Raw genomic sequence first — 26591 nt, forward strand, 5'->3', positions numbered from 1 at the left:
GCCGGTGATGTCGTGGTGAACGAGAAGGCCGGTGTGGTGGAGGAGGTTTCCGCCGACTACGTCACGGTGATGGCTGATGACGGGACGCGTAAGTCCTATCGGATGCGTAAGTTCGCTCGATCGAATCAGGGCACGTGTGCCAATCAGCGTCCGATCGTGGACGAGGGGCAGCGGGTGGAGCGTGGTCAGGTTCTGGCCGATGGTCCGTGCACCGAGAACGGTGAGATGGCGCTGGGTAAGAACCTGCTGGTGGCGATCATGCCGTGGGAGGGTCACAACTACGAGGACGCGATCATCCTGTCGCAGCGTCTGGTGGAGGAGGACGTGCTGACCTCGATTCATATCGAGGAGCACGAGATCGACGCGCGGGATACGAAGCTGGGTGCGGAGGAGATCACGCGGGATATCCCGAATGTCTCCGATGAGGTGCTGGCGGATCTGGATGAGCGTGGCATCGTGCGGATCGGTGCGGAGGTTCGTGACGGCGACATCCTGGTGGGGAAGGTGACTCCGAAGGGTGAGACGGAGCTGACTCCGGAGGAGCGGCTGTTGCGGGCGATCTTCGGTGAGAAGGCGCGTGAGGTGCGTGATACGTCGCTGAAGGTGCCTCATGGTGAGTCGGGCAAGGTGATCGGTATCCGGGTGTTCTCGCGGGAGGACGACGACGATCTGCCTCCGGGTGTGAACGAGCTGGTCCGGGTGTATGTGGCGCAGAAGCGCAAGATCCAGGACGGTGACAAGCTCGCGGGCCGGCACGGGAACAAGGGTGTGATCGGCAAGATTCTGGCGACCGAGGACATGCCGTTCCTTCCGGACGGCACGCCGGTGGACATCATCTTGAACACTCATGGTGTGCCGCGTCGTATGAACATCGGCCAGATCCTGGAGACCCATCTGGGCTGGATCGGCAAAGCGGGCTGGAACATTCAGCTCACCGACGGCGCTCGTCCGGACTGGGCGCAGCGATTGCCCGAGGAGCTGTTATCGGCGGCTCCGGAGACGAATCTCGCGACACCGGTCTTCGACGGCGCGCGAGAGGAAGAACTCGCCGGGCTGCTGAGCTCGACGTTGCCCAACCGTGACGGTGAGCGGATGGTCGATGACGACGGTAAGGCGACGTTGTTCGACGGGCGTTCCGGTGAGCCGTTCCCGTATCCGGTGGCGGTCGGTTACATGTACATCCTGAAGCTGCACCACCTGGTCGACGACAAGATCCACGCGCGTTCGACCGGTCCGTACTCGATGATCACTCAGCAGCCGTTGGGTGGTAAGGCGCAGTTCGGTGGTCAGCGTTTCGGTGAGATGGAGTGCTGGGCCATGCAGGCCTATGGTGCGGCGTACACGCTGCAGGAATTGCTGACCATCAAGTCCGACGATGTGGTCGGTCGTGTGAAGGTCTACGAGGCGATCGTCAAGGGCGAGAACATTCCGGAGCCGGGCATTCCGGAGTCGTTCAAGGTCTTGCTCAAGGAACTGCAGTCGCTGTGCTTGAACGTGGAGGTGCTGTCGTCCGACGGCGCCGCGATCCAATGGCACCACGGCGACGACGACGAACTCGATCGCACCGCGGCCAACCTCGGCATCACGCTGTCGCGCAACGAATCCGCGTCTGTCGAAGACCTCCCGAGCTGATCCGCCTCTCGAAGCTGCCGCGCCCGGACCTACGGGGCGCGGCAGCTCCTGCGGAATCGTTACGCCGACCGCCGATGCCCGGCCTGCGCCGGGGTACCGGTTCCGGCGAGTGCGGTCAGCGCCTGCGGCAAGGGCCCCTGGTGCAGGACGCCGAGGCGTTGGGTGGCGCGGGTGAGAGCGACGTAGAGCTCGGCCGCGCCGCGCGGTCCCTCGGCGAGGATCCGTTCCGGTTCCACGACGAGGACGGCGTCGAATTCGAGGCCCTTCGTCTCCGACGCCGCCACCGCGCCGGGCACACCCGCTGGCCCGATCACGACGCTGGTGCCTTCGCGGCCGGCTTCCTCCCGCACGAACTCTTCGATCGCGGCCGGTAGTTGGTCCTCGGTGACCTGCCGGGACCACGGCCGAACGCCGCAGGCGCGGACCGACTCCGGTGGCCGGACACCGGGTGCGAACTCGGCGAGGAGCGCGGCGGCGACGGTCATGATCTCCGCCGGAGTGCGGTAGTTCACCGACAGCGACCGATAGACCCAGCGGCCCGGCACGTACGGATCCAGCATCGTGTCCCACGATGTCGCTCCGGCTGCCGACCGGCGCTGGGCGAGATCGCCTACCACCGTGAAGGATCGGCTAGGGCACCGCCGCATCAGCACCCGCCAATCCATTTCGGACAGTTCTTGGGCCTCGTCCACCACGACGTGCCGATACGTCCAGTCCCGGTCGGCGGCGGCGCGTTCGGCGAGTGCGCGGGTATCGCGCTCGAGGAAGCGATCCGCCAGGTCCTCGGCGTAGAGCAGGTCCTGGGCGAGCAAGTGGTCCTCGTCGTCCATCAGGTCCTCGCGGCTGACCATGATGTCCAGCACGCCGGCGGCGTACGCTGCCTCGCGTTCCCGCTCAGCAGCCTGGTCGGCCGGCTTGTCGCGGCCGAGGAGATCGACCAGTTCGTCGAGCAGCGGCACGTCCGACACCGTCCAGGCGTCGCCGTCGGCGCGCAGCAGTGCCTGGTCGGAGCCTGCCGCACGCAACCGCTCGGGGGACGTATAGAGCTGTGCCAGCAGTATTTCCGGCGTCAAGATCGGCCACAGTTCGTCGAGCGCCGCGGTGAAGGCGTCATTCTCGGCGAGTTCCTGGAGCAGGTCAGCTCGCAGTTCTTCCCATGCGTCGCGGTCGGCCCGGGTCAGCCAGCCCCGGCCGATCCGGGCTATCGCGCGTTCGGTGAGGACATAGGTGACGATCTCACCGAAGACCGCGCGGGCCTCGTTGTGCGGCAACCCGCTCGCTCGCGCCTCCTCCCTGGCCCATTCCGCGGTCTCGGCGTCGATCCGCACCGTGACGTCGGCCAGTTCGATCGGCAGCGGATACTCCGGCAGCCGCTGCCGATCGGCGACCGCCGCCGCGAGTACGTCCAGAATCTTCAGCGAGCCCTTGATCCGAGCCGCTTCCGGAGTGTCCTCGGCGGTGACGCGCAGGCCGGGCACGAAGTCGCCGGTGGTCATGAACACCACGTCGGACTCGCCGAGCGACGGCAGCACCCGCCCGATGTGATTCAGGAACGCCGGGTTGGGCCCCACCACGAGCACACCGTGGCGTTGCATCCGCTCCCGCCGGGTGTAGAGGAGGTAGGCGACGCGGTGCAGTGCCACCACGGTCTTCCCGGTTCCCGGGCCACCCTCGATCACCAGCACCCCTGGATGGTCGAGCCGGATGATCCGGTCCTGCTCGGATTGGATGGTCGCCACGATGTCGCGCATTCCTTCACCGCGCGGCGCGTCGACCGCGGCGAGCAGCGCCGCGTCGCCGCGCTCGGCGCCATCGGGGCGACCGAGCACGTCGTCGGTGAAATCGACCACCTGCCGCCCGCGAGTGTGGAACTGGCGGCGCCGACGCATGTTCTCGGGCGACGCGGCGGTGGCCACATAGAACGCGCGCGCCGCAGGCGCCCGCCAATCCAGCAACAGCGGTTCGTACTCGTTCTCCTCGTCGAAAAGGCCGATCCGGCCGATGTAGGAGCGTTCGCCCGACAAGGCGTCCAGGCGACCGAAACACAGCCCGTTGTCCGCCACGTCCAGCCGCCGCGCCTCTTCGGCCAGTGCCCGCAACTCGACATCACGGTCCACGAGTGTCCCGCCGTTTCCCCGCAACGCCGCGCGGTAGCTTCCCTTCACCCGCTCGCGCTCGGCGTCGAGCCGTGTGTAGAGCCCGGCGACGTAGCTCCGCTCGGACCGCAATTCCTCTTCATACCCTGGAGTTGACACATGCCCTCACTTTCCTGGCTCGACGATGGCGCGTGGTTCACACCGACACCGGCGGGCCCCTCCTGGCTGATCGCGTCGAGCGGCAGCGTCGCGGCCATCGCCGCCCAGTCGCTGCGGCTCGTGCCGCCTGGGCAGGTACCGGCCTCGGCGGGCAATTCTGCGGCACGACCGGGGTCTTACCGCAAGCCCTCTGGTGCGCTATATGTTGAAAGTGGAAAGGGGTATGTACCTTCCTTTCCATTGCGCGGGCGCCCCACGGCCAGGCTTTCGGCCACGGTGAGGAAGTCCCGTCACCCAGGCCCCCTGATGCACAGCCGAGGCGGCGGTGCCGTGGCCGTTCCGAATCCACGGTGGGAAGCACCGTCGCCCGGTTTCTCGACCATCGCGGCCAACGCTGGAAGACGCGGGATCGGCCCGATCCGTCCGGTTCTGTGCAGCAGACGGTGCACCGCGCGCGGGATTACCTCTGCGAGACGGATTGGGGCGGCTGGTATGCCGGGTTGCGTCGATCCGTCATAGGCGGGGCGACCCCGAACTCCGGTAGGTCAGAGCAGATGTGGCGGATGGATAAGCTGCTCACATGGAACTACTACGCAACATCGTAATACTTCTCCACATCGTCGGGTTCGCGGTCACCTTCGGCGCGTGGGTGACCGAAGCTGTCGCTCGCCGGTTCCGCACTACGCGGGTGATGGACTATGGATTGTTGCTATCGCTGCTCACCGGGTTGGTTTTGGCTGCACCCTGGCCGGAAGGCGTCGAGCTGAACTACCCGAAGCTCGGGTTCAAACTGGTGATCCTGATTGTGCTCGGCGGCGTTCTCGGCATGGGCAGTGCTCGTCAGCGGCGCACGGGTGCGCCCGTGCCGCGGCCACTGTTCATCGCTGTCGGTGTGCTCTCGTTCCTGGCCGCAGGCATCGCCGTCCTCTGGTGAGTCGGGTCGGCCGTTCCGGTTCGGTCCCGTTGCGGCTGTCCGGCGACTGGCGCGGGTCCCGCCGGGTCTGCCATTTCTCGGCATCCGTCGTCGACGCTGGGATGGTCACCGACTACGACTTGGTGGCCGCTTCCGCCGAGATCGGGCCCTCGGACGGCGGACCGGCGCACTGGCCGGCCCCATACCCCGCAGGTGTACTGGCTGTCGCCGGCATGTTCGTCGCCGTCTGTGGCACTGATGTGCTCGGCGCCGCCGGGTTCGTGCCTGGCGGCGCCGGACACATGTCAGCCCTCCAACAGCGACTGCCCGAGGTAACCGCCCGATGACGGGACTCCGGGTGGGATCACGAAGACCGCGGAACCGATCGGCGTCGTCCAGACATTGAGCGCGTCGAATTCCGCCAGCCTGCGCTGCACCGGAAGGAACTGCGTGTCCACGTCGCGCTGATAGGCGGCGAACAGCAGACCCGAGTTGGAGATCCGGCCCGGCGTGGGCGCGTCGTCGTAGTTGTAGCCACGTCGCAGGAAGCGCTCGCCGTCGTGCGTGTGATGAGCGCGAGCGATGTGCGATGACGGCGGAATGACCGGTATGCCGCTCGCGTCCACGGCCGTGAAGTCCGGTTCGTCGAACTCCTCGGTTCCGGTCAGCGGCGCACCGTTGGCAACGGTGCGGCCGACGGTGAGTTCTCTTTCTTCCCGGTCTATTTCGTCCCAGGTGTCCAGTGTCATCGCGATCCGCCGCAGCACGCACGACGTGCCGCCGCTCAGCCAAGGCTGGGTTGCGCCGTCGTCCCACACCAGACGGGTGAACTCCGGCGTGCCGGGCGTGAGGTTCACCGTGCCGTCGACCTGGCCCATCAGGTTGCGCGGCGTCTCGCCCGGTGCGGCATTGCGAAATCCGTGTTGCACCCAGCGCACGGTGACCAGTGAGGACACACTCCGGCACAGCACGCGCACCGCATGCGACACCGTGGTCGCCTCGTCGGCGCAGATCTGTAAGAGCAGATCGCCTCCGCACCAGGCGGGTTCGAGCCGGTCGATCGCGAACGGCGGCAGCGGCCGCAGCCAGGACGGCCTGCGCTGCTCGAGACCGGCCGCCGGGAACACCGCGGGCCCGAAGCCGACGGTGACGGTGAGCCGTGCGGGACGCGGCGCGAGCTCGGGTTCGGTGTCCGCGAGGGCGGGCCTGCCCTGGGTGAGCCGGGCGGCGTCGCCGGTCCAGATCCTCAGCAGCCCGACTAGCTCCTCGCGCCGGACAACCGGTTTCAGATCGAAGGCGACGAACGCCGCGTGCGCCTGCGGGCTGGTGTCGACCCCGGCTTGGTGCGGCCCGTAGAACGGCACAGTCGCGTCCCCTGCCGACGGGGCGGGTTCCCGCCGTCCGCTGCGGGCGGCCGCGCCGAACCCGATGCCCGCGGCGCCCGCCGCGGCGGCGCCACCGCCGAGCAGGCGCCGCCGGGTGATCTGTGCGGGTCGCGGTCCGGTCCGATCAGCCACCGTGCGAGGGGGTCTGCGCGCCGGTATGGGGCTCGCCGCTCGCGTGGTCGGGCACGTAATTCTCCTGGTTGCCGGAGAAGTCGCGTACCTGGGCGGTGAACGTCGTGGTGGAGCCGTCGTCGAAGGTCAGGGTGACCGACGTCTCCGACCCCGTGCGGAGTGGTCCGCGCAGGCCCATGAACATAATGTGGTCACCGCCCGGCCGCAGCTGTGTGCGCCCGTGCGCGGGAATGACGAAGCCGCCGCTCTTGGGTCGCATCGCTTTCGTCCCGTTCACGTCGGTGACCACTTCGTGTAGCTCGATGCGCTCGGAGGCGGGACTGGTGGCCGAGACGATGGTGCGTGGCGTGTCGCCGGTGTTGGTCAGGTCGGCGAACGCGGCCGACATTCCGCTGTCGGCGGCCTTGACCCACTGATCGGAAATGGTCACGGCATCGGCCGATGCGGGGGTGGGTGTCTCCTCGGCCGTCGAGCAGGCGGTCAGGAGGAGGGGCACCGCAGCGGCGGCCAGCACACCGCGCAACAGACGAGCGGTGCGCGGCGCGGTGAAGGTGTTGATAGGCATGAGAACTCCGAAACTCGTTTGGTGTGGTGCGGCGCACCGACGGCGTCGAGCGGTTCGGCGGCAGCACATCGAACGGGGACGGACTTGGTAGGTCCGTCGCTTTGGGGACCAGCGCCGAACATGACGTTCGGCGCGACCAGGCCGGATCATCCGAAATCGACGTATGCGCGCGGAATTCCGCAGGGGCTGCGGCACTGCCGGGCGGACCCGAACGCGCTGACTCGCGGAACGCCCGAGAGCGCACCGGGTCTCGCGGTCGCCGTTGATCGGCTTTGTGCCGCGCGGGAATCGCGGTGGCATCCGTCGCCGCGGAGCGTCCGAGAGCCGCGATCCCAACTGATCACAGGCAACGGTCGGCCGACCGGGCAAGCGCTGGAGGACGGCGACCGAACCGATACTCGCCGGCGCGGTGGAGAGTCAGCGGCAGGGCGGGCCACGCAGGCCGGAGCCCGAGCTGAGCAGCAGGCGTCGTGGCTGGGGGAGAACACGACCGAACGCGAGCGAGCTGACCCGGACCGGCGCGCTGGGGCCGTCGGCGAGGATGCGCACCGTGCGATGCGCGTCGGAGGCCGCACGCAGGGCAGCCTTTTCGGCGGCGTGTATGAGCAGCGCGCCGAGCGGAACGGCCGCGAGATGCGTGCCGAGCATGACCGAGGTCGTGCCTGCGCCGTGGTGGTGCGCGGACGACAGAGAGAACGAAACGTGGACGGCGGCCTGCCCGACGGCCAGCGTGGCCATGATCTCGCCGAGCCCGTGCCGGTGGGGTCGCGCGGCGACCAGCACGCCGACCGCCGCGCATGCTGCCATCAGCATGGCGATCGGTGCGGCGCCGGGCGATATCGCACCGCCGCCGAATGCGTGCGCGGCGATGCTCACCGTCCCGGCCGCGGATCCGACGAACGCGCCGCGCCGCCGCGCCGCCACTACCGCCGGATTCCGCACCGAATCATACTACCGCCTGTCGTAGCCGTCGTCAGCATCGGATCGTGTCGCAGTCGGCTGTTGTGTCGATCTTCCGGCCCGCCCTCGACTCCGTTCTCCGGCTTGGGGAAACGGCAGCGAACCGCCTTCGGCGTGCGCCGCTATCGCCGGAAGCGGTCGATGCGGCGGCCGCTCAGACCAGGACGGTGGCGTGCACGATGTTGTGGTCGGACACTCCGCCGACGTCGTCGACCTGGGCGGGCGTGACGGTCGCGCCGTGCACGACCACATGATCGATGTGCTGGGACTTCGCGCCCGAGGAGCGCGGGCGGGTCGGGAGCGCGCCGTCGGCGCACTCGGCGACCACGAAGTCGTCGCCCAGCCCGGCCGCGACGGAGGCGCGGTCGGTGTTGAAGTCGCCCAGCAGTACCGTGGCGTCCTCCGGTACGTCGGTGGCGAGTGCGGCCAAGCGTGCGAGTTGGTCCGTGCGCCGGCGGTCACCGGTCACGTGGGTGGCGATCACCGTCAGTTCGCCCGCGTCGACGACGAGGGCGCCTTTGCCGTGATCCTGGGCGAAGGATTCGGCCGCGAGTTCCCTGCTCGGCTCGGCGGTGAGCACGACGAGGTACTCCCCGCCGTCGAGCAGGGAACTGGGTACGCGCCGAGGTGTCGGTAGCCGTTGGTACCGCATCGCGTGAAACGTCCGGTCGGGCAGAGCCAATCGCAGACTGGCCAGTTGATCGCCGCTGACTTCCTGCAACGCGATGATCCGTTCGGTGCGTTCGGCTACTCGCGCGGTCACCGCGGCGATCCGCGCGCCCTCGTCCGGCCATCGGGTCGCGACGTCCTCGTACCAGTTCTCGGCGTGGACGCGATGCAGGACGTTCCAAGTGGCCACCGTGATCACCTTCGCGATGGTATGCGAACCGGGTGAAACCGGTTGCGGTGCGGGGCCGACCCCGTCGCTCAGTCCGCGCCGGCGATGTCGATGCCGTGCTGGAGCGACGCTACCGCGCGATCGAGGATGCGATGCAAGGCCGCTGTCGAATGGTCCTCGCCCAGCATCCAATGGTCCAGACCGACGCCGAAGGCCGCGAAACACGCCGCGGCGGTGAGTTGCGGCCGCAGATCGTCGGCGCGCAGCCCGGCGCGGGCGGCGAAGTTCTCCGCCATCGCGCGCTGGCGTCCCAGCGCCCCGATGAAGTTTTCCCGGCGCAGTTCCGGGTTCCCGACCAGAAGTTGCCTGGCCCGGCGCGCCGTGTCGGCCTGACGGTTGCGCGACGGCGCGTCCTGCTCGTCGAGTAGAAAGTCGCCCAGCGCCCCGCGCAGCGCGGTCAACACCGATTCACCCGCCGGGCGCCGGTCGACCGCGGCGAGCAGCTGCGCCATCAGGTCTTCCTCGTGGCTGAACACCACCGCGAGTTTCGACGGAAAATGACGGTGGAAGGTACGCCGGGAGACCCGCGCCGCGTCGGCGATCTGCTGCACGGTGGTCTGCTCGAACCCGTGCGACTCGAACAGCCGCAGGGCCGCATCGACCAATTCCCGCCGCACCCGCGCCTTCTCGCGTTCGCGCGGACCGTTCACGCCCGTCATGCCCGCCCTCCCCTTCGCGGTGTTCGCCGACATTGATGTCTCAAAGTGACACTTTATTGCAGAACCCGGCTACAGTGTCTCGTCGAGACACCGAGCAGAATTCGAGAGGCGGCGCCCATGTCGGTGCGACGTGCAGCAATCACCCTGGCCGTGGCGGTACTTCTCTTCGCGGGGCCTGCGATGGTTCCCGCGGCGGCCGACCCGGTAGCGCCGGATACAGCGCCGGGCGCGATCGCCACCGATCAGGCACTGCCCGAACAGCTTTGGATCGAGGGCACCGGAAGGGCCCGCCGTGTGACGTACTGGACCCGGACCTCCGACGACCGGCCTGCGCTGTCCAGCGGCGCCGTCTTCGTGCCCGCGGGGACGCCGCCGAGCGGTGGCTGGCCGGTGCTGTCCTGGGAACACGGGACGGTCGGCCTCGCCGACGAGTGCGCGCCTTCGACCGCGGGCCGCAGCAAACGAGATCTGGACTACCTGACGACTTGGATACGACAGGGGTACGCCGTCGTCGCGACCGACTACATCGGTCTGGGCACCCCCGGACCGCACGCGTACCTGGATGGACGTGCCGAGGCGCACGCGGCGATCGACATGGTGCGCGCGGCGCGCGCGGTCGATGATTCGCTGTCGTCGAAGTGGATCGCCATCGGCCAGTCCCAAGGTGGTGGCGCGGCGGTCTTCACCGCGTCCCTCGCCACCGGGTACGCCCCCGACCTCGACTATCGCGGCGCCGTCGCCACCGGCCCCGCCTCCAATATCGTCGAGGCCGCCTCTTTCCTCGGGCCCGATACGCCGGGGATCGACAACGCGCATCTCACCGCCTATCTCGCGTACGTGATGAACGGGCTGAAGGCAGCACGACCGGACTTCGACCTGGACAGCTATCTCAGCCCGGTCGGCAAGCAGTTGGCGACCGCCGCGGAGTCGCTGTGCTTCCAGCCGTTGGCCGATCGGGCGCGAGGAGTCCCGGTCGGCCGATTGTTCGCCCGCCCACTGGCCGACGGCGATTTCGTCGCCACCGCCCGTCCGGTCATGGACGTCCCGCTCGCGGGATACGACCGCCCGTTGTTCATCGGTCAGGGCACGAACGACACCGACGTGCCCACCCCGCTGACCGCGAAGCTGGTCGCCGATCTTGCATCGCACGGCGTCCGGCCCGAGCTGCACGTGTATCCGGGGAAGGACCACAGCGCGACCATGGCCGCGTCGTTGACCGACAGCATCCCGTTCGTCGCAAGTCTTTTCGCCTGATCCTGGGGCGAGGCGCTCAGGCGCGCGCCGCGGCGGGCTCGAGGTCGACGGCGTCCGGAAGCGGCACGGTGGTCTTGCGGACCGGGATGGCCACTTTCGGCGACAGGTGACCGTGGCCCCGGCCGTGAACGCGGCCCCGCGCGTCGGTTGATGCACACGAAATCTCCACAATCGACGCCGGATCTCTCCACAGCCGGTGGTTAGGGTTCGGTGCATGGAACACAGCGCACCGGCGCAGGGCGCACGGCGGATCCTGGTGGTGGACGACGAGATGACCATCGCGGAGTCCGTCGCGGCGCGCCTGCGGGCGGAGGGATTCACGGTCGATGTGGCGCACGACGGCCCGTCGGCGGTCACCGCCGCCGAGGCCGCGGAGCCCGATCTGGTGGTGCTCGACGTCATGCTGCCCGGGTTCGACGGACTGGAAGTGTGCCGCCGCATCCAGGCGCGCCGCCCGGTCCCCGTCCTCATGCTGACCGCGCGTGCCGACGAAACCGACCAGCTCGTCGGCTTGGGCGTCGGCGCGGACGACTATCTGACCAAGCCGTTCTCGCTGCGCGTGCTCGCCGCCCGGGTGCACGCGCTGTTGCGCCGGATGGACCGGGCGGCCGACCGCGACGGCGTGACGATACTGGTCGGCGATCTCCGCATCGATGTCGACCAGCGCCGGGTCTGGCGGGCGGACGTGGAGGCACGGCTCACGCCGTTGGAATTCGATCTGCTCGCCCGGCTGGCCCGTCGCCCGCGCATGGTGCTCGCGCGCGAGCGGCTGCTCGAAGACGTCTGGGACTGGTCGGACGCGGCGGGCACCCGCGCGGTCGACAGCCACATCAAGGCGTTGCGCCGAAAGCTCGGCTCCGATCTGATCCGCACCGTGCGTGGCGTCGGATACGCGTTGGAGGCCCGATGAGTGCCCAGCCCGCTCGCGCGCCGGAACAGCCGAACTCGGAAATAACCGGTGCCACCGGATCTCCCAGGTGGTGGCGGTGGGCGCGCCGGGTGAGCGACCAGGCGGCCGAACGCTTACCGCGGCCGCTGGACCCGGTGAAATCGATCAAGCTGAAACTCGCGATTCTCATGCTCTGCTCCGGTGGTGTCGCGTTCGGCTTCTTCCGGTTCAAGATCGGGTGGCTGCCGCCGCGCACTACGCTCGCCGCGGTGGTGATCGCGCTGGTGACCTCGCAGTTCCTCGCGCACGGCATCACAAGGCCGCTGCGGGAGATGACCGCGGCGGCGAAGCGGATGGCCCAAGGCGACTACACCCTGCGGGTGCGGGCCAGTTCCCGCGACGAAGTCGGCCAACTGGCCGAGGCGTTCAACCAGATGGCTGCCGACCTGGCCGCGGCCGACCAGCAGCGCCGCGACCTCATCGCGAATGTCTCGCACGAATTACGCACTCCTATCACGGCTTTGAACGCGGTATTGGAGAACCTGGTCGACGGTGTCTCCCAACCCGACCCGGCGACCTTGCGCACCGCACTCGCCCAGACCGAACGGCTGGCCCTGCTCGTCTCCGAACTGCTCGACCTCTCCAGTATCGAAGCCGGCGCCTTCCCGCTCGATCGCGAGGACGTGCCCATCGCACCGCTGTTGGCCGACGTCGTCGCCGAAGCGGAGGTCATGACGGCCGCGCTCGGGCGCGGTGTGCGCTTCCGCGCCGACGTGGCCTCCGGCGCCGACCGTGTGTACGCCGACCGTGCGCGTCTGCACCAGGTGCTGCTCAATCTGCTCGACAACGCCGCTCGGCACGGGCCCGCGGGCGGGGAAGTCCGTCTAGCCGTGCGCGCGTCGCCGGGTGAGGTCGTGATCGACGTGGAGGACGACGGTCCCGGCATCCCGCCCGCCGAACGCGCCCGGGTGTTCGACCGGTTCACCCGAGGTGGCCGCACCGCCGGTGGCGGCACCGGACTCGGCCTCGCCATCTCCCGCTGGGTGATCGACCTGCACGGCGGCACCATCGCCGTCGCCGATCCCGGCTCCCGCATCCGGGTGGTTCTGCCCGGACGCTGACCTGCCACACCATACGACCCGGGTCCCCAGGACGGACCCGGGGTGATCGCGCACGCCTATCGAAGGACCGAAGCATGTCCACAGAACCCGAATCCCCCGCGACACCCTCGGGGGACGAAGTGCCCCCTGTTTCGACAGGCGCCTCCGCCGAGGGGGCGACGGATGCCGGCGAGGCGCCCGCCGCCCCTCCGGCTCCGGCGGTGGATACACCGGCGCCACCAGGTCGAGGGAAGGAGGCGGAGGGGACCGCCGCGTCCCCGGCGCGGTCCGGCGACACCTCGGCTCCGATGTCGCCGGTGGTGGTGCCGACCTTTGAATCACGACCGCCCAAGTGGCGTCGCGTAGCCCGCCCTCCCGGCGTGGCGCTCGCCGCCGCCACCTCCGGGCTGGCCGCCGCGATACTCATCCAGTGGGACCGGCCCGGTATCGGATGGGTCCTCGCCGCCGCCATCTCCGCGGCGGCGGTCTGGATCGTCGACCGCAACGCGCGCAGAGGCGTGCCGATCGTTACCGCGGCTGAAGCCGAAACGACGCCCGAAAAGTCCGCATCCTCGATGTCTTTCGCCCATCGAACCCGCTATGCCGGTCGGCTGTGGTGGGCGGCGCTCGCGCTCGCGCTGTTCGCGGTGGGCGCAGTGCGCGCCGCGGGTTGGTTGTTCGCGCTGTGCGTCGTCGCGGCATGTGTCGCCGGTTCGCTGGCGGTGGTGGGCCGCCGCTCGGCGAACGGCTTCCTCTACGACGCCCTCGCCGTCGGGCTCGAGGCGCTGGACGCCGTGCCGTGGGCGTACGAGGGCACTGCCCGGGTGCGCGGCGGCATCGCGTCACGCGGGGGGCGGCTGGGGCTGTCGGTGGCGGTGACCGTCGCGCTGCTCGCGGTGTTCGTTCCGCTACTCGGCAGCGCCGACGCGATGTTCGCCGCGCTGCTCGAGACCGTGACGCCGGACCTCGACGCGCCGTCGGTGCTGCGGTGGATCGTCCTGTTCGCGGTGGTCGCACTCGGCGCGCTCGGCGCGATGTTCGTGCTGGCCGCGCCGCCGCCGCCCGCCACAGCGGCAGCGGGTGGGCGGACCTTGCGCCGAGCGGAATGGGTGCTGCCGGTCGGTGCGGTCGCGATCCTGTTCGCGGCGTTCGTCGCGACCCAGTTCGTCGTGCTCTTCGGCGGCGACGACTATGTCCAGGACACCTCGGGTCTGACCTACGCCGAGTACGCGCGTACCGGGTTCTGGCAGCTGTCGGCCGTCACCGTGCTGACCCTGGCGGTGCTGATGGTCGTGCTGCGCTGGGCCGCCCAGGACACGGCCGCCGACCGGTGGTGGCTGCGTGGGCTGCTCACGGCGGTGAGCGTGCTCGCGCTGGTCATCGTCGCCTCAGCGCTCGGCCGGATGTGGACCTATCAGCAAGCCTACGGCTTCACGGTGCTGCGCCTGCTGGTGGAAGCCTGCGAACTGTGGCTGGGCCTGGTCTATGTGCTGGTCCTGCTCGCGGTCGTGCGGTTGCGCCGGTCCTGGTTGCCGCGTGCCGTGCTGGGCACCGCGATGGCCACCCTGTTGGCACTGGCCGTCCTCGACCCGGAGCGATGGATCGCCGAAGAGAACATCGATCGCTGGGAGCGGGGCAAATCGCTGGACACTCAGTACTTGGTCACGCTTTCGCCGGATGCCCTGCCCGCGACCGACCGGCTCCCCGAGCCGCTGCGCACGCAGATGCGCACCCGGCTGCGGGCCGATCTCGACGGGGACACCTGGCAGAGCTGGAATCTGTCCCGGGCGAGAGCGCGATGAGCCCGCATGCAATATACTTGTATTATCGCTGATCGTGGGTTATAACTGGCCCGAGTGGGCACTGTTGTCGCTGGTGGGAATCGACCCGCGCGAAGTGCTGCAGGTGCTCATGGGCGCCCGCCGATGGCCTCGGCAGGCGCGTGGCCGGAACGAGCTCGCGGTCCTCACGGTGTGGGGCCGGACCGAGGCAGGCCGGCCACTCATCGTCGCTGTCCGCCGCACCGAGGGCTGGCAGTGGGACATCCTGGGCGCGGTCGAGATGACCGAGGCTCAGGTGGCCGAACTCGAGCGTTGGGAGCACGCCGATGACTGACTATCCGACGAACCCGAAGGACGTCCAGGACTTCCTGTCCGGTCTCGAATACACCGACGCGCCCATGGACCCGGCCCAGTTGCCCCCGCCGCTGCGCGCCGAGGACACGGTCACCGTCACCACGTCGCTGCGCATCCCGCTCGAGCTGCATCAACGGGTGAAGAAGGCCGCCCAGCAGCGGAATGTGACCATGTCCGCCCTCATCCGCGACTGGATCGAGCTGGAATTGGCCGCCTTGGAGAACGACCAGCCCATCTCGCGCGCCGACGCCTTGCGGGCGCTGGCCGCCCTGCACCCGTTGCGCCAGTCGGCCTGACCGGCAGCGCCACGCGCGTCGTCGAGGGTGGGAGGATTCGAGGGTCGCGGCGATCAGGCTGAATCATTCCGGGCCGCACCGATTCCGTCGAGCGCCCGACGCACCGCCTCGGCCGGGTCGGTGGCAGGCGCCGTCGCCGACATCGGACGACCATTCGAGTCGCGAACCTCCCAACCTCCCAGGGAGACCACCGGAATCCCTCCGCGCCGCCGCGCGAGCGCGACCTCCGACAGCGTGCCCCACGAGCCGCCGATGACGATCACGGCATCGGCCGATTCGACCAGAATCGCGTTGCGGGCCTCACCCATACGGGTGAACAACACCGCCGACAAACCGGGGCAGACCGCGTCGCGATCGGTGTCCGGTCGCACCCCGATCACCAGCCCGCCGGCACGCGACGCCCCGTCGGCGACCGCGGCCATCACCCCGGACCCACCGCCGCACAGCACGGTCACTCCCGCCTGCGCCAAGAGGTCGCCGACCGTGCGCGCCCACTGCGCTTCCTGCTCAGTGCACTCTCTCGGCCCGCAAACCGCGACCTGCCGCACCGGCGCCACCTCCCTGTCCTCACCCTGCCGGTCGCGGTGACACGACCGGCTCGAGCCGTTCCCGCAACGCGATGGCATCGCGCGGCGCCATCACCTTCGCGTCGTTGTCGAAATAGGTGTACACGTCGCCGGATTCGGCCCACGAGCGGATCTTCTCCGCCCACATGTCCAAGCCCTCGTCGGTGTAACCGCTGACGTAGAGCTCGTCGTGTCCGTGTAATCGGATGTAGACGAAATCGGCGGTGACCTCTTCGAGCAGCGGATACTTGCCCGCGGCGTCGGCGACGACGAGCGCCACGCCGTGGCGGGTGAGCAGTTCGGTGAACGCCGGGGTCACGAAGCTGTCGTGCCGTATCTCCAGAGCATGCCGCATCGGCCGGTCGGCGTCGGTGCTCGTGTACGCGGGGTCGACACGGTGATCGTGGCGGCGCGCGATCTCGGCGGCCTGCTCGGTGCTGCGGGGGAGCCGGGACAGGAAAGCGTCCAGAACATCGGCGTCGAAGCGGAAGGTCGGAGGCAGCTGCCAGAGAATCGGCCCCAACTTGGGGCCGAGCGCCAGCGGGCCGGACGCGAGGAAGTTGGCCAGCAGCTCGTCACCGTCGCGCAGGCGCTTCATGTGCGTGATGAACCGGCTGCCCTTCACCGCGAACACGAAATCGTCCGGGGTCTGCTCTGCCCAGCGCTGGTAGCTCGACGGGCGCTGCAGCGAATAGAACGAGCCGTTGATCTCGACGCTGTCGAGACGCTCCGCGAGATAGGTTAATTCGCGCTTGTGCGTCAGTCCCTCGGGATAGAAGGTTCCGCGCCAAGGCGGGTACACCCATCCCGACGTGCCGATCCGGATCTGGCTCATCTCTCCATGGTGGCAAATCCGCTACGCCGACGCGCTACTCGCCGTGACCCGGCCGACCAGCCACGCCACCGCGAGCGCCGCCAAGAACGACAGCAGCGATGCGCTCATCCACGCCTGCCCGGTGAAGTGCAGAGCCCGGCGCAGCGCATCCCAGAAATCGGTCCACACTCCCGCGTCGCCCGGATTGACCAGTTGATACACCGCGAATCCGGTCAGCCACGCGACCACCATTCCCCACCGGGCCGGCGCGTCCGGCGCGGTATTCCACACACGCTCGGCGCGCAGGAAGAAGTCCGCGACAAGCACTCCGAGCAGCGGCACGAACACCGAGCCGATCAGCCCGAGGAACCCGAAGTAGTTCGCCATGTCCAACCGCAGCGCCAAGACGGTGATCAGCGTGCCGATGCCGATCGACAGCACCCGGCGGTCGGCGCGCGGCGCGAGATTCTGGACCGACACCGCCGTGGAGTAGACGTTGGCGAAGGATTGATCCGCCTCCCGCAGCACGAAGACGAAGAAGAACAGCGCACCGAGGCTCACGTGTAAAAACGACGCATACGGCCCGCCTTCACCGGTTGCCAGCGCCAGCGCGAACAGGCCCAGGACATAGGCGACGATCTGGGTGAGCGCGTACGCGCCGCCTGCGGCGCCGAACGCGGAGCGGCCGGTGCGGGCATGACGGGTGTAGTCGGCGGCGACCGGCACCCACGAGACGGAGACGGCCAGCGCGGCATCGGTGGCGATCCAGAAGAGGTTCCAGTTGACGCCGAACGGGCCGCCGCCGCTCGGTCCCGGGTTCGCTCGCAGATCGGGCAGACCGGCGCGGAAGAACTGGATGTAGAACCAGATCAGGGCGATCACGACGCCGGCCGTCACGAACCGGCGCAGCAACCGGACCGACCCGAGCGGCCAGATGGTGAGCAGTGTCGTGAGCACGCCCGCGGCGACCACGTAGAGCCAGTGCGGACCTCCGCCGAACAGTTCTTCGGCCGCATCGCCGATGACGATCAGCTCGAAGGTTCCCCAGCCGATCAACTGAGCGATATTGAGCAGCGTGGGCAGGTAACTGAGTTTCGCGCCGAACAGCCCGCGCAGCAGGACCATCGCGGGTTGTCCCGTGCGCGCGCCCGTCAGCGCCGCGGCGCCGAGCATCAGGCCGCCCACAACGGTGCCCAGGACGGTCGCCAGGATGCCCGCCGCGATCGAGATCCGCGCGGATCCCTCGGAATTCGGCGCGAGTACCGTGTACGCGCCGGAGAACGCGAAGAGGCTGACACCGAGGTTGGCCCAGAACGCACTCTGGTCCCAGAACGAGAGCACCTTCGGTGCGGGCTGGTCGAGGGTCAGCGGGGCTTCGTGCCCCGCGCTCGCGCGAGTCGGCGACGACATGACGGAAACGCTCTCCCTACGCCGGCATTACCCGGACAGGTTCATGCGGTCGGCGAAGCGTTTCCGTTCGCCCTCTCAGCCCGGCCGTGCCCGAGCTCCCGCGGTGCTGTGATTCCGGCGAATAGTACACCCGCACCAGTTCCCGCGACCCAGAGCGGGACGCCCCAGGCGGTGGCGGGCTACCGCCGTCGCGGTTGTCTCGGATCTCAGCCCATGAGGAAGGAAGCGGCGAACCACGCGAGCACGACCAGCACCGCGCCGATCAGCGCGCCCGGGAACAATGCCCGACCTTGCCTGGCTGCCATGCCCGACAGCAGCGCGCCCACGGCGAATCCCACGATCCCGCCACCGACCATGATCCACAGACCCGCACTGGTGTCCACGCGGCACTCCGGCTTGGAGTCGCAGACGCCGCCCGCCATCAGAAACCACGGCGCGAGGACCGCCGACATCGCGGCCAGCGTCGCGGGCAGGAGCCACAGCAGTGCGGTGAGGACGAGATCCGTACTGCGGGGCGGCTCGACCGCGCGAATCTCGGGCTCGCGCGTGGGATAGCCGGAGGGCGTCGTGCCTTGGGACACCTGGTTCAGGTAACCGTGCATCGTGTCTCGCTATCGCTTGTCGGTGGAGTCGACCGGGCCGATGGAAGTTATACACCAGCGCCCCGCACGTGGAAGTGCTTGTGCTCCCGCGCATGCGAGCACCCCGGTGGCCGATCGTCCGCCCACCGGACCCGGTCGCGGGCGCGCCGCCCGCAGCGAACGCGCGGCACCACAACGCGATTCGCGGGCACGTGCCCGCCCGGGTTGCCGGCAGCCGGTGCTCCTGGCACGGGCGACGGCGCGGATCGGTCGGCGAGAAGCGTCGAATCCGGTTGGCATGCGGTGAAAAACGTCGCATCGGCGCAGGTGACCTGCTGCTACCGATGCCCGGTAACTACCTAAGCGACCATCGTGTGTGTCGATCCGCTCCGCGGTCGGGACGACGCGTCGCACGGGTGCACCGCAAGGACCGAAAGACAACGACGTTCCGGCGCTCCGCGTCGAGCTCGCCCGATCGCACTCGCCGAAGACGCTTCTACTGTGGGAGTCGCACATTGACCATGCCCCGAGATGACCAGACCACGCGCAGCCCCGGTACCCACCGCGGGTCGCCCATCGACAACGACATCGACCGGGTAGCACTGCATTCCCCGGAGTTCGCCGCCGATCCGCATCGCGCCTACCGGGACATGCGCGCCCGCTACGGTTCTATGGCGCCGGTCGAGCTGGCGCCGGGCGTGCCCGCGACTCTGGTGCTGCGGTATCACACCGCCGTGCGAATCCTGCACGATCCCCAGCACTTTCCCGCGGACCCGCGCACCTGGGAGGCGAGTGTCCCCGCGGACTGCCCGGTGCTACCGGTGCTGCAGTGGCGTCCGAACGCCTTGCGCAGCACGGGCGAAGCACACGAGCGCTACCGCCAGGCCAACACCGCGAGCATCGACGCCGTCAACCTGCACGTCCTGCACGAAACGGTGGAGCGGATCGCGGTCCCGCTCATCAACGCCTTCTGCGAGGTCGGCAGCGCAGACCTGGTCTCCCAGTACGCATTGCCGCTGGCCTTCGAAATGGTCAACGCCATGCTCGGCTGCCCCCCGGAGATCGGCCAGGAGGTCGCCGCCGCCACCGCCGCCGTGTTCGACGGGGTGGACGCGGAGGAAGGCAACCGCATGCTCAGCACCGCGCTGCTGCGGCTGCTCGAACTCAAGCGCGCCGAGCCGGGTGACGACATCACCACCCGGCTGCTGCAGCATCCGGCGGACTTGGACGATATGGAGCTGATCCACCAGCTCGTCGTGCTCTACGGGGCGGGCATCGAACCGCTACAGAACTTGATCATCAACACGCTGGTGCTGATCCTCACCGACGACCGATTCGGCGGCAACGTTCTCGGCGGCAGCCTGTCCACCCGCGACGCTCTGGACGAGGTTCTGTTCACCGACCCGCCGATGGCGAACTTCTCGGTCACCTATCCACGGCAGCCGATCCTGATCGACGACGTCTGGCTGCCCGCCCACCAACCCGTCGTCATCAGCTTCGCCGCCTGCAACAACGATCCGGAAGTCAGTGGGCGCGGCCACAGCGGCAACCGGTCGCATCTGGCGTGGGGCGCCGGACCACACGCCTGTCCCGCGCGCAGCCCGGCGTATCTGATCTGCCAGGACGCGGTCGACCAGTTATTGGACGCACTGCCGGAACTGCGGCCCGCCGTGCCGGTGCACGAATTGACCTGGCGGCCCGGGCCATTTCACCGAGCCCTGACCGCACTTCCGGTCGTCTTCCCCGCCACGCCGCCCTGGCAACCCTGAGCCGCCGCGGATCGTTCAGGACGGCACGCCCGCCAACCGGGCAAGGTTCGCCGGGCGTGCGAAGGTGTCGGCGAAGGCATCTCCCAGCGTCGTGTCGTGCTGCGCGGCGAGCATCATCTGCTGCATCGCCGGGGGCGGGTCGAGCACCGTCGCCGTCCACCGTGCGGCGGGGTGTGCGACGGCGGTGAGCCACGGCGCCGCGGCCCAGTCCATCCACGCCCGGTTGTAGGGACCGTTCGGGTCGTGCAAAATCGCCTCGCCATAGCGGATCGCGCAGTGCACGGCGTTGTTGGCGCCCTGGGCGCCGCCCGGATCCATTCGGCACACGACGTCGCCTCCGCCCAGCACCGGCCGACCCGACGGCAGAGTGCCCACCGGACGGCGCATAGCGGGCGTCACCGCGCCCACCAGCGTCGCCCCGGCATCGGTCGGTTCGGCCCTGCGGTAGCGCTGGGCGATCTGCGCGGGCAGGTGCGCGTCGAGCAGCTGCCTGGCCTGCGCCCAGCGTTGCGCGGGCGTGCCGCGCTGGTCGAACACATCCAGCGCCCCGCCAGGCCGCGCCTCGAAAAGCAACATCTCGCAGCGGCGTTCCCGCCCCGGCGGTCCGGTCAGGCCGGGATAGGAGATCACTTCACCGTGCTCGGGCAGCGCGGTGTAGCAGCCGAGGCGATCGGGATCCGGCTCGACACCGTCCAGGTACAGCACCGCGAGCCGCCGTAACGGCGCGGCATGCGCCGGCCACGCCGGATCGGGCTCGAAGCAGCCGGCGAGCTCGCCTCTGGCGCGGGTGACCACGGTCAGGTCGTAGCCGCTGGCGTGGCGGTCGAGTTCGGCCACCGACGGCTCGGCGATCCGCAGGTCACCGCCCGCGGCCAAGTACTCGCCGAGCCAGCGTGCGAACACCGTTCGCTGATCCACGCTCTGCGCGGGGCGCGCGAATCGTCCGGTCCAGGTGACCAACGCCGCCCGGTCGACGGCCATGGTGAACCGGATGCCCTCGATGTTCGGCGCGCTGGAGCGCCAGAAGCCCAGGCCCAAATCCGACTCCAAGTCCAGCGTCGCCGGGAACTTGACCTGGGTGCTGGTCACCGAGCCCCCGAGGACGGCGTCCGCGTCCCGATCGGTCACCAGCGTGACGGGCCGGCCGCCGCGCAGCAGTCGATGGGCGAGGGGTAACCCGCATTCGCCCGCCCCGATCACGAGTATCTGTCCCACCGTCGTGTCCTTCCGGTTGTGCGATCGACTGCCGCGATAGCCAAATGGTCCGCGCATAGGTGGATAGGGCACATCGGTAGAGACCCGCGAATCGCGGCCGCAACACGACTACGCTGCCCAGTTGTGTCAGTAGGACGTGCTTCGGGCCCCGGGCTGCCGCCCGCGGCCGCCAGCGACTTCGTGGGCCGCGAACGTGAGCTGGAGAAGATCGGGATGGCCCTGCTCGGCGGAACCCGCCTGGTCACCCTGATCGGTGCGGGCGGCATCGGCAAGACCCGGCTGGCCACCGAAGCCGTCCACCGGTTCCAGAAGGCCCGGCGCGTGCCGGTGCACTGGGTGCGCTTGGCTCTGCTGTCCGGGGACGCCGACGCGGCCGCGGTCGAGGAACAGGTCGCCCGCTCGGTGATCGATGCCGACTTCTCCGGCAGGTCGGCGTGGGAAGCGGTGCTGGACACGCTGCGCCGCCGCGACGCGGTCGGTCGCACCCTGCAGACGATCCTGGTCATGGACAACTGCGAACACGTCCTGGACGGTGCGGGCCGGGTGATCGCCGACCTGCTCGACGCGGTGCCCGGCTTGACCGTGCTGGCCACCAGCCGCGAGGCGATCGGGTGGGTCGACGAGCAGTTGGTTCCGGTGCCCGCGCTGTCGCGGGAGCAGGCGCTGACCCTGTTCCGCGCCCGCGCGGACCTGACCGGGCACACCGTCGCCGAGGACGAGAGCGAGCTGGCCGTGGCGATCTGCTGGCACGTGCACAACCATCCGCTCTACATTCGGCTTGCCGCCGCGCGGCTGTCGCGGCAGCCGCTGCCGATGATCCTGCGCGATCTCAGCGGCACTGCGGGCGACCGGCGGCTGCACTGGTCGCACGGCCCGCGTGTCGGCGCGGACGCACGGCACCAGGGCATTCGCGACGTCATCGCCTGGTCCTATGACCTGTGCCGGGACAAAGAGCGGCTGTTGTTCGACCGCCTGTCGGTGTTCGCGGCCGGCTACGACATCGACCACGAGGAGGCCGGTGCGCCAGGGTTGGACGTGGGCGCCGAGCTGGAAGCGATCGAAGCGGTATGCGCCGACGACGAGCCCCGCGGCCACGACGGATTGGCCCGTGCCGAAATCGAGGGCCTGCTCGAGCGGCTGGCGGATCAGTCTCTGGTCTCGGTCCACCTGACCGCGACCACGGTGCGCTACTCGCTGCTGGAAAGTTTCCGGGTGTTCGCGCAGCAGCGTTTGGCCGAACGCGGCGCGGAAGCCGACCGGCTGGCGCGCAGGCACCGCCGCTACTACCGCGACAAGGTCGCCGCGGCCGCGGCCGGATGGTTCGGCCCGGCCGAGCAACAGCTGTTGGACTGGGCGCGGGCGGCCTGGGACAACTTGCTGTGCGCCATGGAAGGCAGCCTCGCCACCCCGGGAGAGGCGGCGGTCGGGCTGGAGATCGCCGCCGGGCTGATCGCCCTGCGTAGCCCGTTCTTCACCGGCTCACTGCGTGAACCGCGCCGGTGGGCCGAGCGCACGCTGGCCGCCAGCCGGGACCTGGATCCGCAGCCGGTGGCACTACAAGTCACGGCGATGTCGCTGATCGCCTGGATCAGTCTGTGCCAAGGGATGCACCACGACGCCGAGCGCATGCTCGACGAATGCGTCGCACTCTGCGTGGCCGACGCCGCCACCCGCTCACGATGGCGGGAGCAGCCAGAGCAAGATTTCGATCTACCCGCTGCGGTGGAGTTCGCCCGTGGCGCCGAACTGATGGTGGTCGGGCGCGATGTTCGCGCGATCGGCGTCCTGGCCCGGTCCCGGGCGCGATTCGCCGCGGACGGAGAACGCGGCGGCGTCGCGATGAGTGAGCTGTTCGAGGCGCTGGCCGCCGCGTTCTTGGGCACGCCCGAGCAGGCACTGGAGCTCTGCCGCACCCACCTGGATCACGCGGAGCGGTCCGGGGCACGGTGGGCGGCGTCATGGGCGGGGTTGGCGTGGGTGATCGCGTTGACCAAGCACGGCGACCCGAACGAAGCGCTCGCCGTGGGGCGGACGACACTGTCGAATCAGCTGGCGATGCGCGATCGGTGGGGTGCGATGTGGGCCACCCATATCCGCGCGTGGACGCTGGCGCGCCTGATCGCCACCGCGGGCGACCAGCGCTCCGACGCCGTGACGGCATGGGCGCGCGAAATCGCGCGCCTGGCAGGCGGAAACGCCACGCTGCGCGAGGAGCTCGGCGTGGACATCGCTAACCTGGGCCCGTTCGCCACCGAGACCGAGATCGCCGCCGAAACTGCCCGAGCGGTCCTGGGTGAGACTGCCTTCGCCGACGCGGAACGAGAGGGTGCGCTACTGCGGCCCGAGCTCGGCGAGGTGGCGCAGCTGGCGCTGGGAAACTTGTCGATGGACCGGCTGCCCGTCGAGCATCCGGTGCGGCGCAGCAGGCCGTCGCACTGGTCGGAACTGTCGACTGCCGAACAGGAAGTGGCGGTCCTGGCGGCGGCGGGCTGGACGAACACCGCCATCGCCGCCAGGCGCGGCAGCTCCTTCAAGACCGTCGACGCGCAAATGGCCGCGATCTTGCAGAAACTGATGATCAGGTCACGGGAGGACATCCGCGCTCTCGTGCCCGCCGATCGCCAGTCCGAAGTGATTGAGGAGGCCGCGCGCAAGCCACGGCGCGCCCGGCGTTCGTGATCGGGCCGGCTGAATCGTTGCGCGCTCCATCGAGTGGCCGACCGAGCTCGATTCGCTCTGTCGACGAGGGCTGAAAGTCATGGGGAGAAGACATCGACTGACATCTTGGGCACCGGCTGCCCGGCACGGTGCTGGGGGAACGCTCCGGCCATTGCAGTCTCAGAATCAATCTCATAATCTTTAGATTTTGAGATAGCGATAGATGGTGGCCCTGGAGACTTTGAAACGGGCGGCTATCTCCTCAGCGCTGTGCCCTTCGGCGTACAGGGCGCCTGCTTGCAGGATCTGCTCTTCGCCGAGTAGGGCGCGTCGTCCGCCGTTGCGTCCCCGGGCGCGCCCGCGCGTCCGGGGTTCGGCCGGTCTGCCCAGCAGCGCCCCGGCGCCGTCCAGGATCAGGCTTCGCAGACGGTCGGCCGGTTCGCCGCGGAACAGCACTACCGGGTCGGCCAGCCCGGCTACCACCTGCGAGGCTCGCACCCGCTGCTCGAGTCCGCCGCCCGGACCGGCCACCAGCTCGTTGGCCAGGGCGATCGCGGCGCGGAAGCGGTCGGCGACCGGCGCCTGCACCAGCAGCGTCATGTCCTTCACCAGCATGGTGAGCGTGTGGCGGTGACGCAGGTGCACGTCGACATAGCCCTCGATCGCCCGCCAGCGCACCTCCTCGGCACTGTCGCACGACTCGGCCTGGGCCAGTACCGCCTCCAATTCGTCCAGCAGCGGCACCGTGAGCTGGTGAAGGATCTCGTCCTTGGAATCGAAGTGGTAGTAGAGGGCGGCCTTCGTGATACCCACCTCGTCCGCGATGGCCTGCATGGAGGTGGCGCGGTAGCCGCGGGCGGCGAAGAGGACGCGCGCCGCCTCCAGTATCCGCTCGGATGTCATGAGTTCACTTACCTGCGGTCAGTTTCTTCGTTAGAGTACTTACCGACAGTCAGTCTATTGCCGTTGGGATGATCTGTATGCGAACCAAGGTGTCGTTCACCGCCGCAGGCGTCCGGTGCGCCGGCTACCTCTACTTGCCCGCCGATACCGGACCAGCGCCGTGCGTGGTGCTCTGCCACGGCTTCAGCGGGACGATGGACCGCCTCTTCGACTACGCCGAGTGCTTCGCCGCCGAGGGCTTCGCTGCGCTGGTCTTCGACTATCGAGGCTTCGGTGAGAGCGACGGCGAGCCACGCCAGCTGCCCGACATCGGTGGCCAACTCGCCGATATCCGCGCCGCCGTGGCCTGCGCCCGAGCCCACGAGCGCGTCGACCCCGGCAGGGTGCTGCTCTGGGGCAACTCGCTGGGTGGCGCGCACGCGATCACCGTGGCCGCCAGCGATTCCCGGATCGCGGCAGTGGTAGCGCAGATTCCCTTCAACGGATTTCCGAAGAAGGTCGAGGGGCGGTCGACCGCTGACACGCTGAGCCTGCTGGGCGCGATCGTCTGGGATGCCCTACGGGGGAAGCTGGGTCTGCGGCCCTACTACATCCCCATGGTGGGACGGCCGGGAGAACTCGCCGTGACCGCGACTCCCGAGGCCGACCAGCATATTCGGACTCTCACCGGTGGGCGGGAGACCTTGTGGCGCAACAGCATCGCGCCCAGGGGACTGCTGGGGATGATGCGCTATCGCCCCGCCGAAGCGGCGGCCGGCCTGGCCTGTCCCTTGTTGGTCTGCGTCGCCGCCGAGGACCAGGAGACGCCGCTGAACATCACCCGAGAGTTGGCCGACCGTGCGCCGCGAGGCGAACTGCGCGTCTACCCCGGTACCCACTTCAGCTTCTACACCGACCCCAGCCTCCGGAGTCGTGTGGTGGCCGACCAGATCGACTTCTACCGCCGGACAACAGCAACGGTGTGATCCACCCTGCCCATGGGGAGCGACCAACTGACGCCACGATCGGGCGCGCTGTGGTCCCGCGATGATCCGGGCGGGAAGCGTTCGACCACAGTGTTTTCCCGGGCGGGCATGTGGGTGTTCGGGCCGGAGTCAGCGTCCGCGGGACGGTCTCGACGGCATCTCGGCGAGAGGGGTGGCGTGGTCGCGGCGTCATCGGAGCCGGTCTATTTCGCGGAGGGATAGCTGACATACCGGCCGACCTGCTCTGGGCGACAACCGGGTTCGCGCGCCGTTGCCTGTGGCGACACCCGTCGAAACGGGCACGGGCGTGTGGCCGCGCGGACCGGTACTCTGGATCGAGGGTGGCCGCGCAGGCATTAAGTTACTGCGAATTTCACGATCTCACCCGCGATTTACTCGGTATTGTGTACGATATGTTATCGCAGGTTCGCTCTCTTATAGGAGTGGGCCGGGGTCGAGGATTCGGCCCGGCAGAAGGACTCCGTTGTCCCGTACGGATGTATCCGTCCGAGACGCGGACGACGTCGAGGGATTGGGTGTGGCCGAATGCGTGTATCTGCTCCGATAACGGTGTCGGCTTTGGTTGTTGCTGGTGTGGTGGTGAGTGGTTCGGGGGTGCAGTCGCCGGTGGGGGTGT

At 69.0% G+C, this 26591-nt stretch carries 23 protein-coding genes and 1 riboswitch; of the genes, 11 read left to right on the forward strand and 12 right to left on the reverse strand.

The window, feature by feature from the left end; genetic code table 11:
- On the forward strand, positions 1 to 1632 hold a 1632-nt coding region (locus M8859_RS35605; protein WP_443678232.1), incomplete at its 5' end, for a DNA-directed RNA polymerase subunit beta.
- Positions 1633 to 1691: 59 nt separating this feature from the next.
- Here M8859_RS35605 and helR read toward each other — a convergent pair.
- Positions 1692 to 3887 carry an RNA polymerase recycling motor ATPase HelR gene (gene helR, locus M8859_RS35610; protein WP_249645588.1) on the reverse strand — a complete coding sequence of 732 codons (2196 nt, stop codon included), beginning with the start codon at positions 3885 to 3887 and terminating at the stop codon, positions 1692 to 1694.
- 580 nt (positions 3888 to 4467) lie between these two features.
- On the opposite strand from helR, the gene M8859_RS35615 reads away from it, so the two are divergent.
- On the forward strand, positions 4468 to 4821 hold the full coding sequence (locus tag M8859_RS35615) for a Fe-S protein (RefSeq protein ID WP_159930819.1): 354 nt from the start codon (positions 4468 to 4470) through the stop codon (positions 4819 to 4821).
- A gap of 284 nt (positions 4822 to 5105) precedes the next feature.
- Here the strand turns inward: M8859_RS35615 and M8859_RS35620 are convergent, their stop codons facing one another.
- The 5 genes from M8859_RS35620 to M8859_RS35640 all read right to left on the reverse strand — a co-directional run bounded on the left by M8859_RS35620 (position 5106) and on the right by M8859_RS35640 (position 9399).
- A complete protein-coding gene (locus M8859_RS35620) occupies positions 5106 to 6317 on the reverse strand; it encodes a Dyp-type peroxidase (RefSeq protein WP_249645589.1) in 1212 nt (403 codons plus the stop codon).
- Positions 6310 to 6882 carry a copper chaperone PCu(A)C gene (locus tag M8859_RS35625; protein WP_159930817.1) on the reverse strand — a complete coding sequence of 191 codons (573 nt, stop codon included), beginning with the start codon at positions 6880 to 6882 and terminating at the stop codon, positions 6310 to 6312. Before M8859_RS35625 ends, M8859_RS35620 begins: the two co-directional genes overlap by 8 nt.
- Before the next feature lie 417 nt (positions 6883 to 7299).
- Positions 7300 to 7824 (reverse strand): hypothetical protein, encoded by a 525-nt coding sequence (locus tag M8859_RS35630; protein ID WP_159930816.1) that lies wholly within the window; start codon positions 7822 to 7824, stop codon positions 7300 to 7302.
- 172 nt (positions 7825 to 7996) lie between these two features.
- On the reverse strand, positions 7997 to 8710 hold the full coding sequence (locus M8859_RS35635; RefSeq protein WP_249645590.1) for an endonuclease/exonuclease/phosphatase family protein: 714 nt from the start codon (positions 8708 to 8710) through the stop codon (positions 7997 to 7999).
- A gap of 59 nt (positions 8711 to 8769) precedes the next feature.
- Positions 8770 to 9399 (reverse strand): TetR/AcrR family transcriptional regulator, encoded by a 630-nt coding sequence (locus tag M8859_RS35640; RefSeq protein ID WP_249645591.1) that lies wholly within the window; start codon positions 9397 to 9399, stop codon positions 8770 to 8772.
- A 117-nt stretch (positions 9400 to 9516) separates the two neighbouring features.
- Here M8859_RS35640 and M8859_RS35645 point away from each other — a divergent pair, with 117 nt between their 5' ends.
- The 6 genes from M8859_RS35645 to M8859_RS35670 all read left to right on the forward strand — a co-directional run bounded on the left by M8859_RS35645 (position 9517) and on the right by M8859_RS35670 (position 15073).
- Positions 9517 to 10653 carry a lipase family protein gene (locus tag M8859_RS35645; protein ID WP_159930813.1) on the forward strand — a complete coding sequence of 379 codons (1137 nt, stop codon included), beginning with the start codon at positions 9517 to 9519 and terminating at the stop codon, positions 10651 to 10653.
- Between the two features lie 214 nt (positions 10654 to 10867).
- Positions 10868 to 11563: a response regulator gene (locus M8859_RS35650; protein WP_159930812.1), complete on the forward strand. Its 696-nt coding sequence runs from the start codon at positions 10868 to 10870 to the stop codon at positions 11561 to 11563.
- The gene (locus tag M8859_RS35655) at positions 11560 to 12663 is read left to right on the forward strand and encodes a HAMP domain-containing sensor histidine kinase (RefSeq protein WP_159930811.1); all 1104 of its coding nucleotides are present in this window, start codon (positions 11560 to 11562) and stop codon (positions 12661 to 12663) included. Before M8859_RS35650 ends, M8859_RS35655 begins: the two co-directional genes overlap by 4 nt.
- Positions 12664 to 12737: 74 nt before the next feature.
- On the forward strand, positions 12738 to 14444 hold the full coding sequence (locus tag M8859_RS35660; RefSeq protein ID WP_240679490.1) for a DUF4153 domain-containing protein: 1707 nt from the start codon (positions 12738 to 12740) through the stop codon (positions 14442 to 14444).
- 34 nt (positions 14445 to 14478) lie between these two features.
- Positions 14479 to 14757 carry a hypothetical protein gene (locus M8859_RS35665; RefSeq protein ID WP_159930810.1) on the forward strand — a complete coding sequence of 93 codons (279 nt, stop codon included), beginning with the start codon at positions 14479 to 14481 and terminating at the stop codon, positions 14755 to 14757.
- Positions 14750 to 15073, forward strand: a complete 324-nt coding sequence (locus M8859_RS35670; RefSeq protein ID WP_195072377.1) for a ribbon-helix-helix domain-containing protein — start codon at positions 14750 to 14752, stop codon at positions 15071 to 15073. Before M8859_RS35665 ends, M8859_RS35670 begins: the two co-directional genes overlap by 8 nt.
- 53 nt (positions 15074 to 15126) lie before the next feature.
- Here M8859_RS35670 and M8859_RS35675 read toward each other — a convergent pair whose 3' ends face one another.
- The 4 genes from M8859_RS35675 to M8859_RS35690 all read right to left on the reverse strand — a co-directional run bounded on the left by M8859_RS35675 (position 15127) and on the right by M8859_RS35690 (position 18465).
- On the reverse strand, positions 15127 to 15621 hold the full coding sequence (locus M8859_RS35675) for an SLOG cluster 4 domain-containing protein (RefSeq protein WP_249645592.1): 495 nt from the start codon (positions 15619 to 15621) through the stop codon (positions 15127 to 15129).
- Positions 15622 to 15640: 19 nt separating this feature from the next.
- A complete protein-coding gene (locus tag M8859_RS35680) occupies positions 15641 to 16474 on the reverse strand; it encodes a DUF72 domain-containing protein (RefSeq protein WP_249645593.1) in 834 nt (277 codons plus the stop codon).
- A gap of 21 nt (positions 16475 to 16495) precedes the next feature.
- Positions 16496 to 17863: a purine-cytosine permease family protein gene (locus tag M8859_RS35685; RefSeq protein WP_249645594.1), complete on the reverse strand. Its 1368-nt coding sequence runs from the start codon at positions 17861 to 17863 to the stop codon at positions 16496 to 16498.
- Positions 17859 to 17975: riboswitch (TPP riboswitch) on the reverse strand. It overlaps the preceding gene by 5 nt.
- Before the next feature lie 94 nt (positions 17976 to 18069).
- A complete protein-coding gene (locus tag M8859_RS35690; protein WP_159930805.1) occupies positions 18070 to 18465 on the reverse strand; it encodes a hypothetical protein in 396 nt (131 codons plus the stop codon).
- Between the two features lie 500 nt (positions 18466 to 18965).
- Here M8859_RS35690 and M8859_RS35695 point away from each other — a divergent pair, with 500 nt between their 5' ends.
- A complete protein-coding gene (locus M8859_RS35695; protein ID WP_159930820.1) occupies positions 18966 to 20213 on the forward strand; it encodes a cytochrome P450 in 1248 nt (415 codons plus the stop codon).
- 15 nt (positions 20214 to 20228) lie between these two features.
- On the opposite strand, the gene M8859_RS35700 is transcribed toward M8859_RS35695, so the two are convergent.
- Positions 20229 to 21428: a styrene monooxygenase/indole monooxygenase family protein gene (locus M8859_RS35700; RefSeq protein WP_159930804.1), complete on the reverse strand. Its 1200-nt coding sequence runs from the start codon at positions 21426 to 21428 to the stop codon at positions 20229 to 20231.
- Between the two features lie 123 nt (positions 21429 to 21551).
- Here M8859_RS35700 and M8859_RS37415 point away from each other — a divergent pair, with 123 nt between their 5' ends.
- Positions 21552 to 24107 carry a helix-turn-helix transcriptional regulator gene (locus M8859_RS37415; RefSeq protein WP_195072374.1) on the forward strand — a complete coding sequence of 852 codons (2556 nt, stop codon included), beginning with the start codon at positions 21552 to 21554 and terminating at the stop codon, positions 24105 to 24107.
- Positions 24108 to 24287: 180 nt separating this feature from the next.
- Here the strand turns inward: M8859_RS37415 and M8859_RS35710 are convergent, their stop codons facing one another.
- A complete protein-coding gene (locus M8859_RS35710; RefSeq protein ID WP_159930802.1) occupies positions 24288 to 24989 on the reverse strand; it encodes a TetR family transcriptional regulator in 702 nt (233 codons plus the stop codon).
- Positions 24990 to 25066: 77 nt separating this feature from the next.
- Here M8859_RS35710 and M8859_RS35715 point away from each other — a divergent pair, with 77 nt between their 5' ends.
- Positions 25067 to 25954 carry an alpha/beta hydrolase gene (locus M8859_RS35715; RefSeq protein WP_249645595.1) on the forward strand — a complete coding sequence of 296 codons (888 nt, stop codon included), beginning with the start codon at positions 25067 to 25069 and terminating at the stop codon, positions 25952 to 25954.
- The last annotated feature ends 637 nt before the right edge of the window (positions 25955 to 26591 follow it).

It is taken from the genome of Nocardia sputi (genome assembly GCF_023501985.1).

Coding starts and splice junctions, on each gene's coding strand:
- M8859_RS35660 (WP_240679490.1), top strand. CDS start 12,738: ATGTCCACAGAACCCGAATCCCCCGCGACACCCTCGGGGGACGAAGTG.
- M8859_RS35670 (WP_195072377.1), top strand. CDS start 14,750: ATGACTGACTATCCGACGAACCCGAAGGACGTCCAGGACTTCCTGTCC.
- M8859_RS35685 (WP_249645594.1), bottom strand. CDS start 17,863: ATGTCGTCGCCGACTCGCGCGAGCGCGGGGCACGAAGCCCCGCTGACC.
- M8859_RS35650 (WP_159930812.1), top strand. CDS start 10,868: ATGGAACACAGCGCACCGGCGCAGGGCGCACGGCGGATCCTGGTGGTG.
- M8859_RS35615 (WP_159930819.1), top strand. CDS start 4,468: ATGGAACTACTACGCAACATCGTAATACTTCTCCACATCGTCGGGTTC.
- M8859_RS35680 (WP_249645593.1), bottom strand. CDS start 16,474: ATGAGCCAGATCCGGATCGGCACGTCGGGATGGGTGTACCCGCCTTGG.
- M8859_RS35695 (WP_159930820.1), top strand. CDS start 18,966: ATGCCCCGAGATGACCAGACCACGCGCAGCCCCGGTACCCACCGCGGG.
- M8859_RS35690 (WP_159930805.1), bottom strand. CDS start 18,465: ATGCACGGTTACCTGAACCAGGTGTCCCAAGGCACGACGCCCTCCGGC.
- M8859_RS35710 (WP_159930802.1), bottom strand. CDS start 24,989: ATGACATCCGAGCGGATACTGGAGGCGGCGCGCGTCCTCTTCGCCGCC.
- M8859_RS35715 (WP_249645595.1), top strand. CDS start 25,067: ATGCGAACCAAGGTGTCGTTCACCGCCGCAGGCGTCCGGTGCGCCGGC.
- M8859_RS35655 (WP_159930811.1), top strand. CDS start 11,560: ATGAGTGCCCAGCCCGCTCGCGCGCCGGAACAGCCGAACTCGGAAATA.
- M8859_RS35645 (WP_159930813.1), top strand. CDS start 9,517: ATGTCGGTGCGACGTGCAGCAATCACCCTGGCCGTGGCGGTACTTCTC.
- M8859_RS35640 (WP_249645591.1), bottom strand. CDS start 9,399: ATGACGGGCGTGAACGGTCCGCGCGAACGCGAGAAGGCGCGGGTGCGG.
- M8859_RS35625 (WP_159930817.1), bottom strand. CDS start 6,882: ATGCCTATCAACACCTTCACCGCGCCGCGCACCGCTCGTCTGTTGCGC.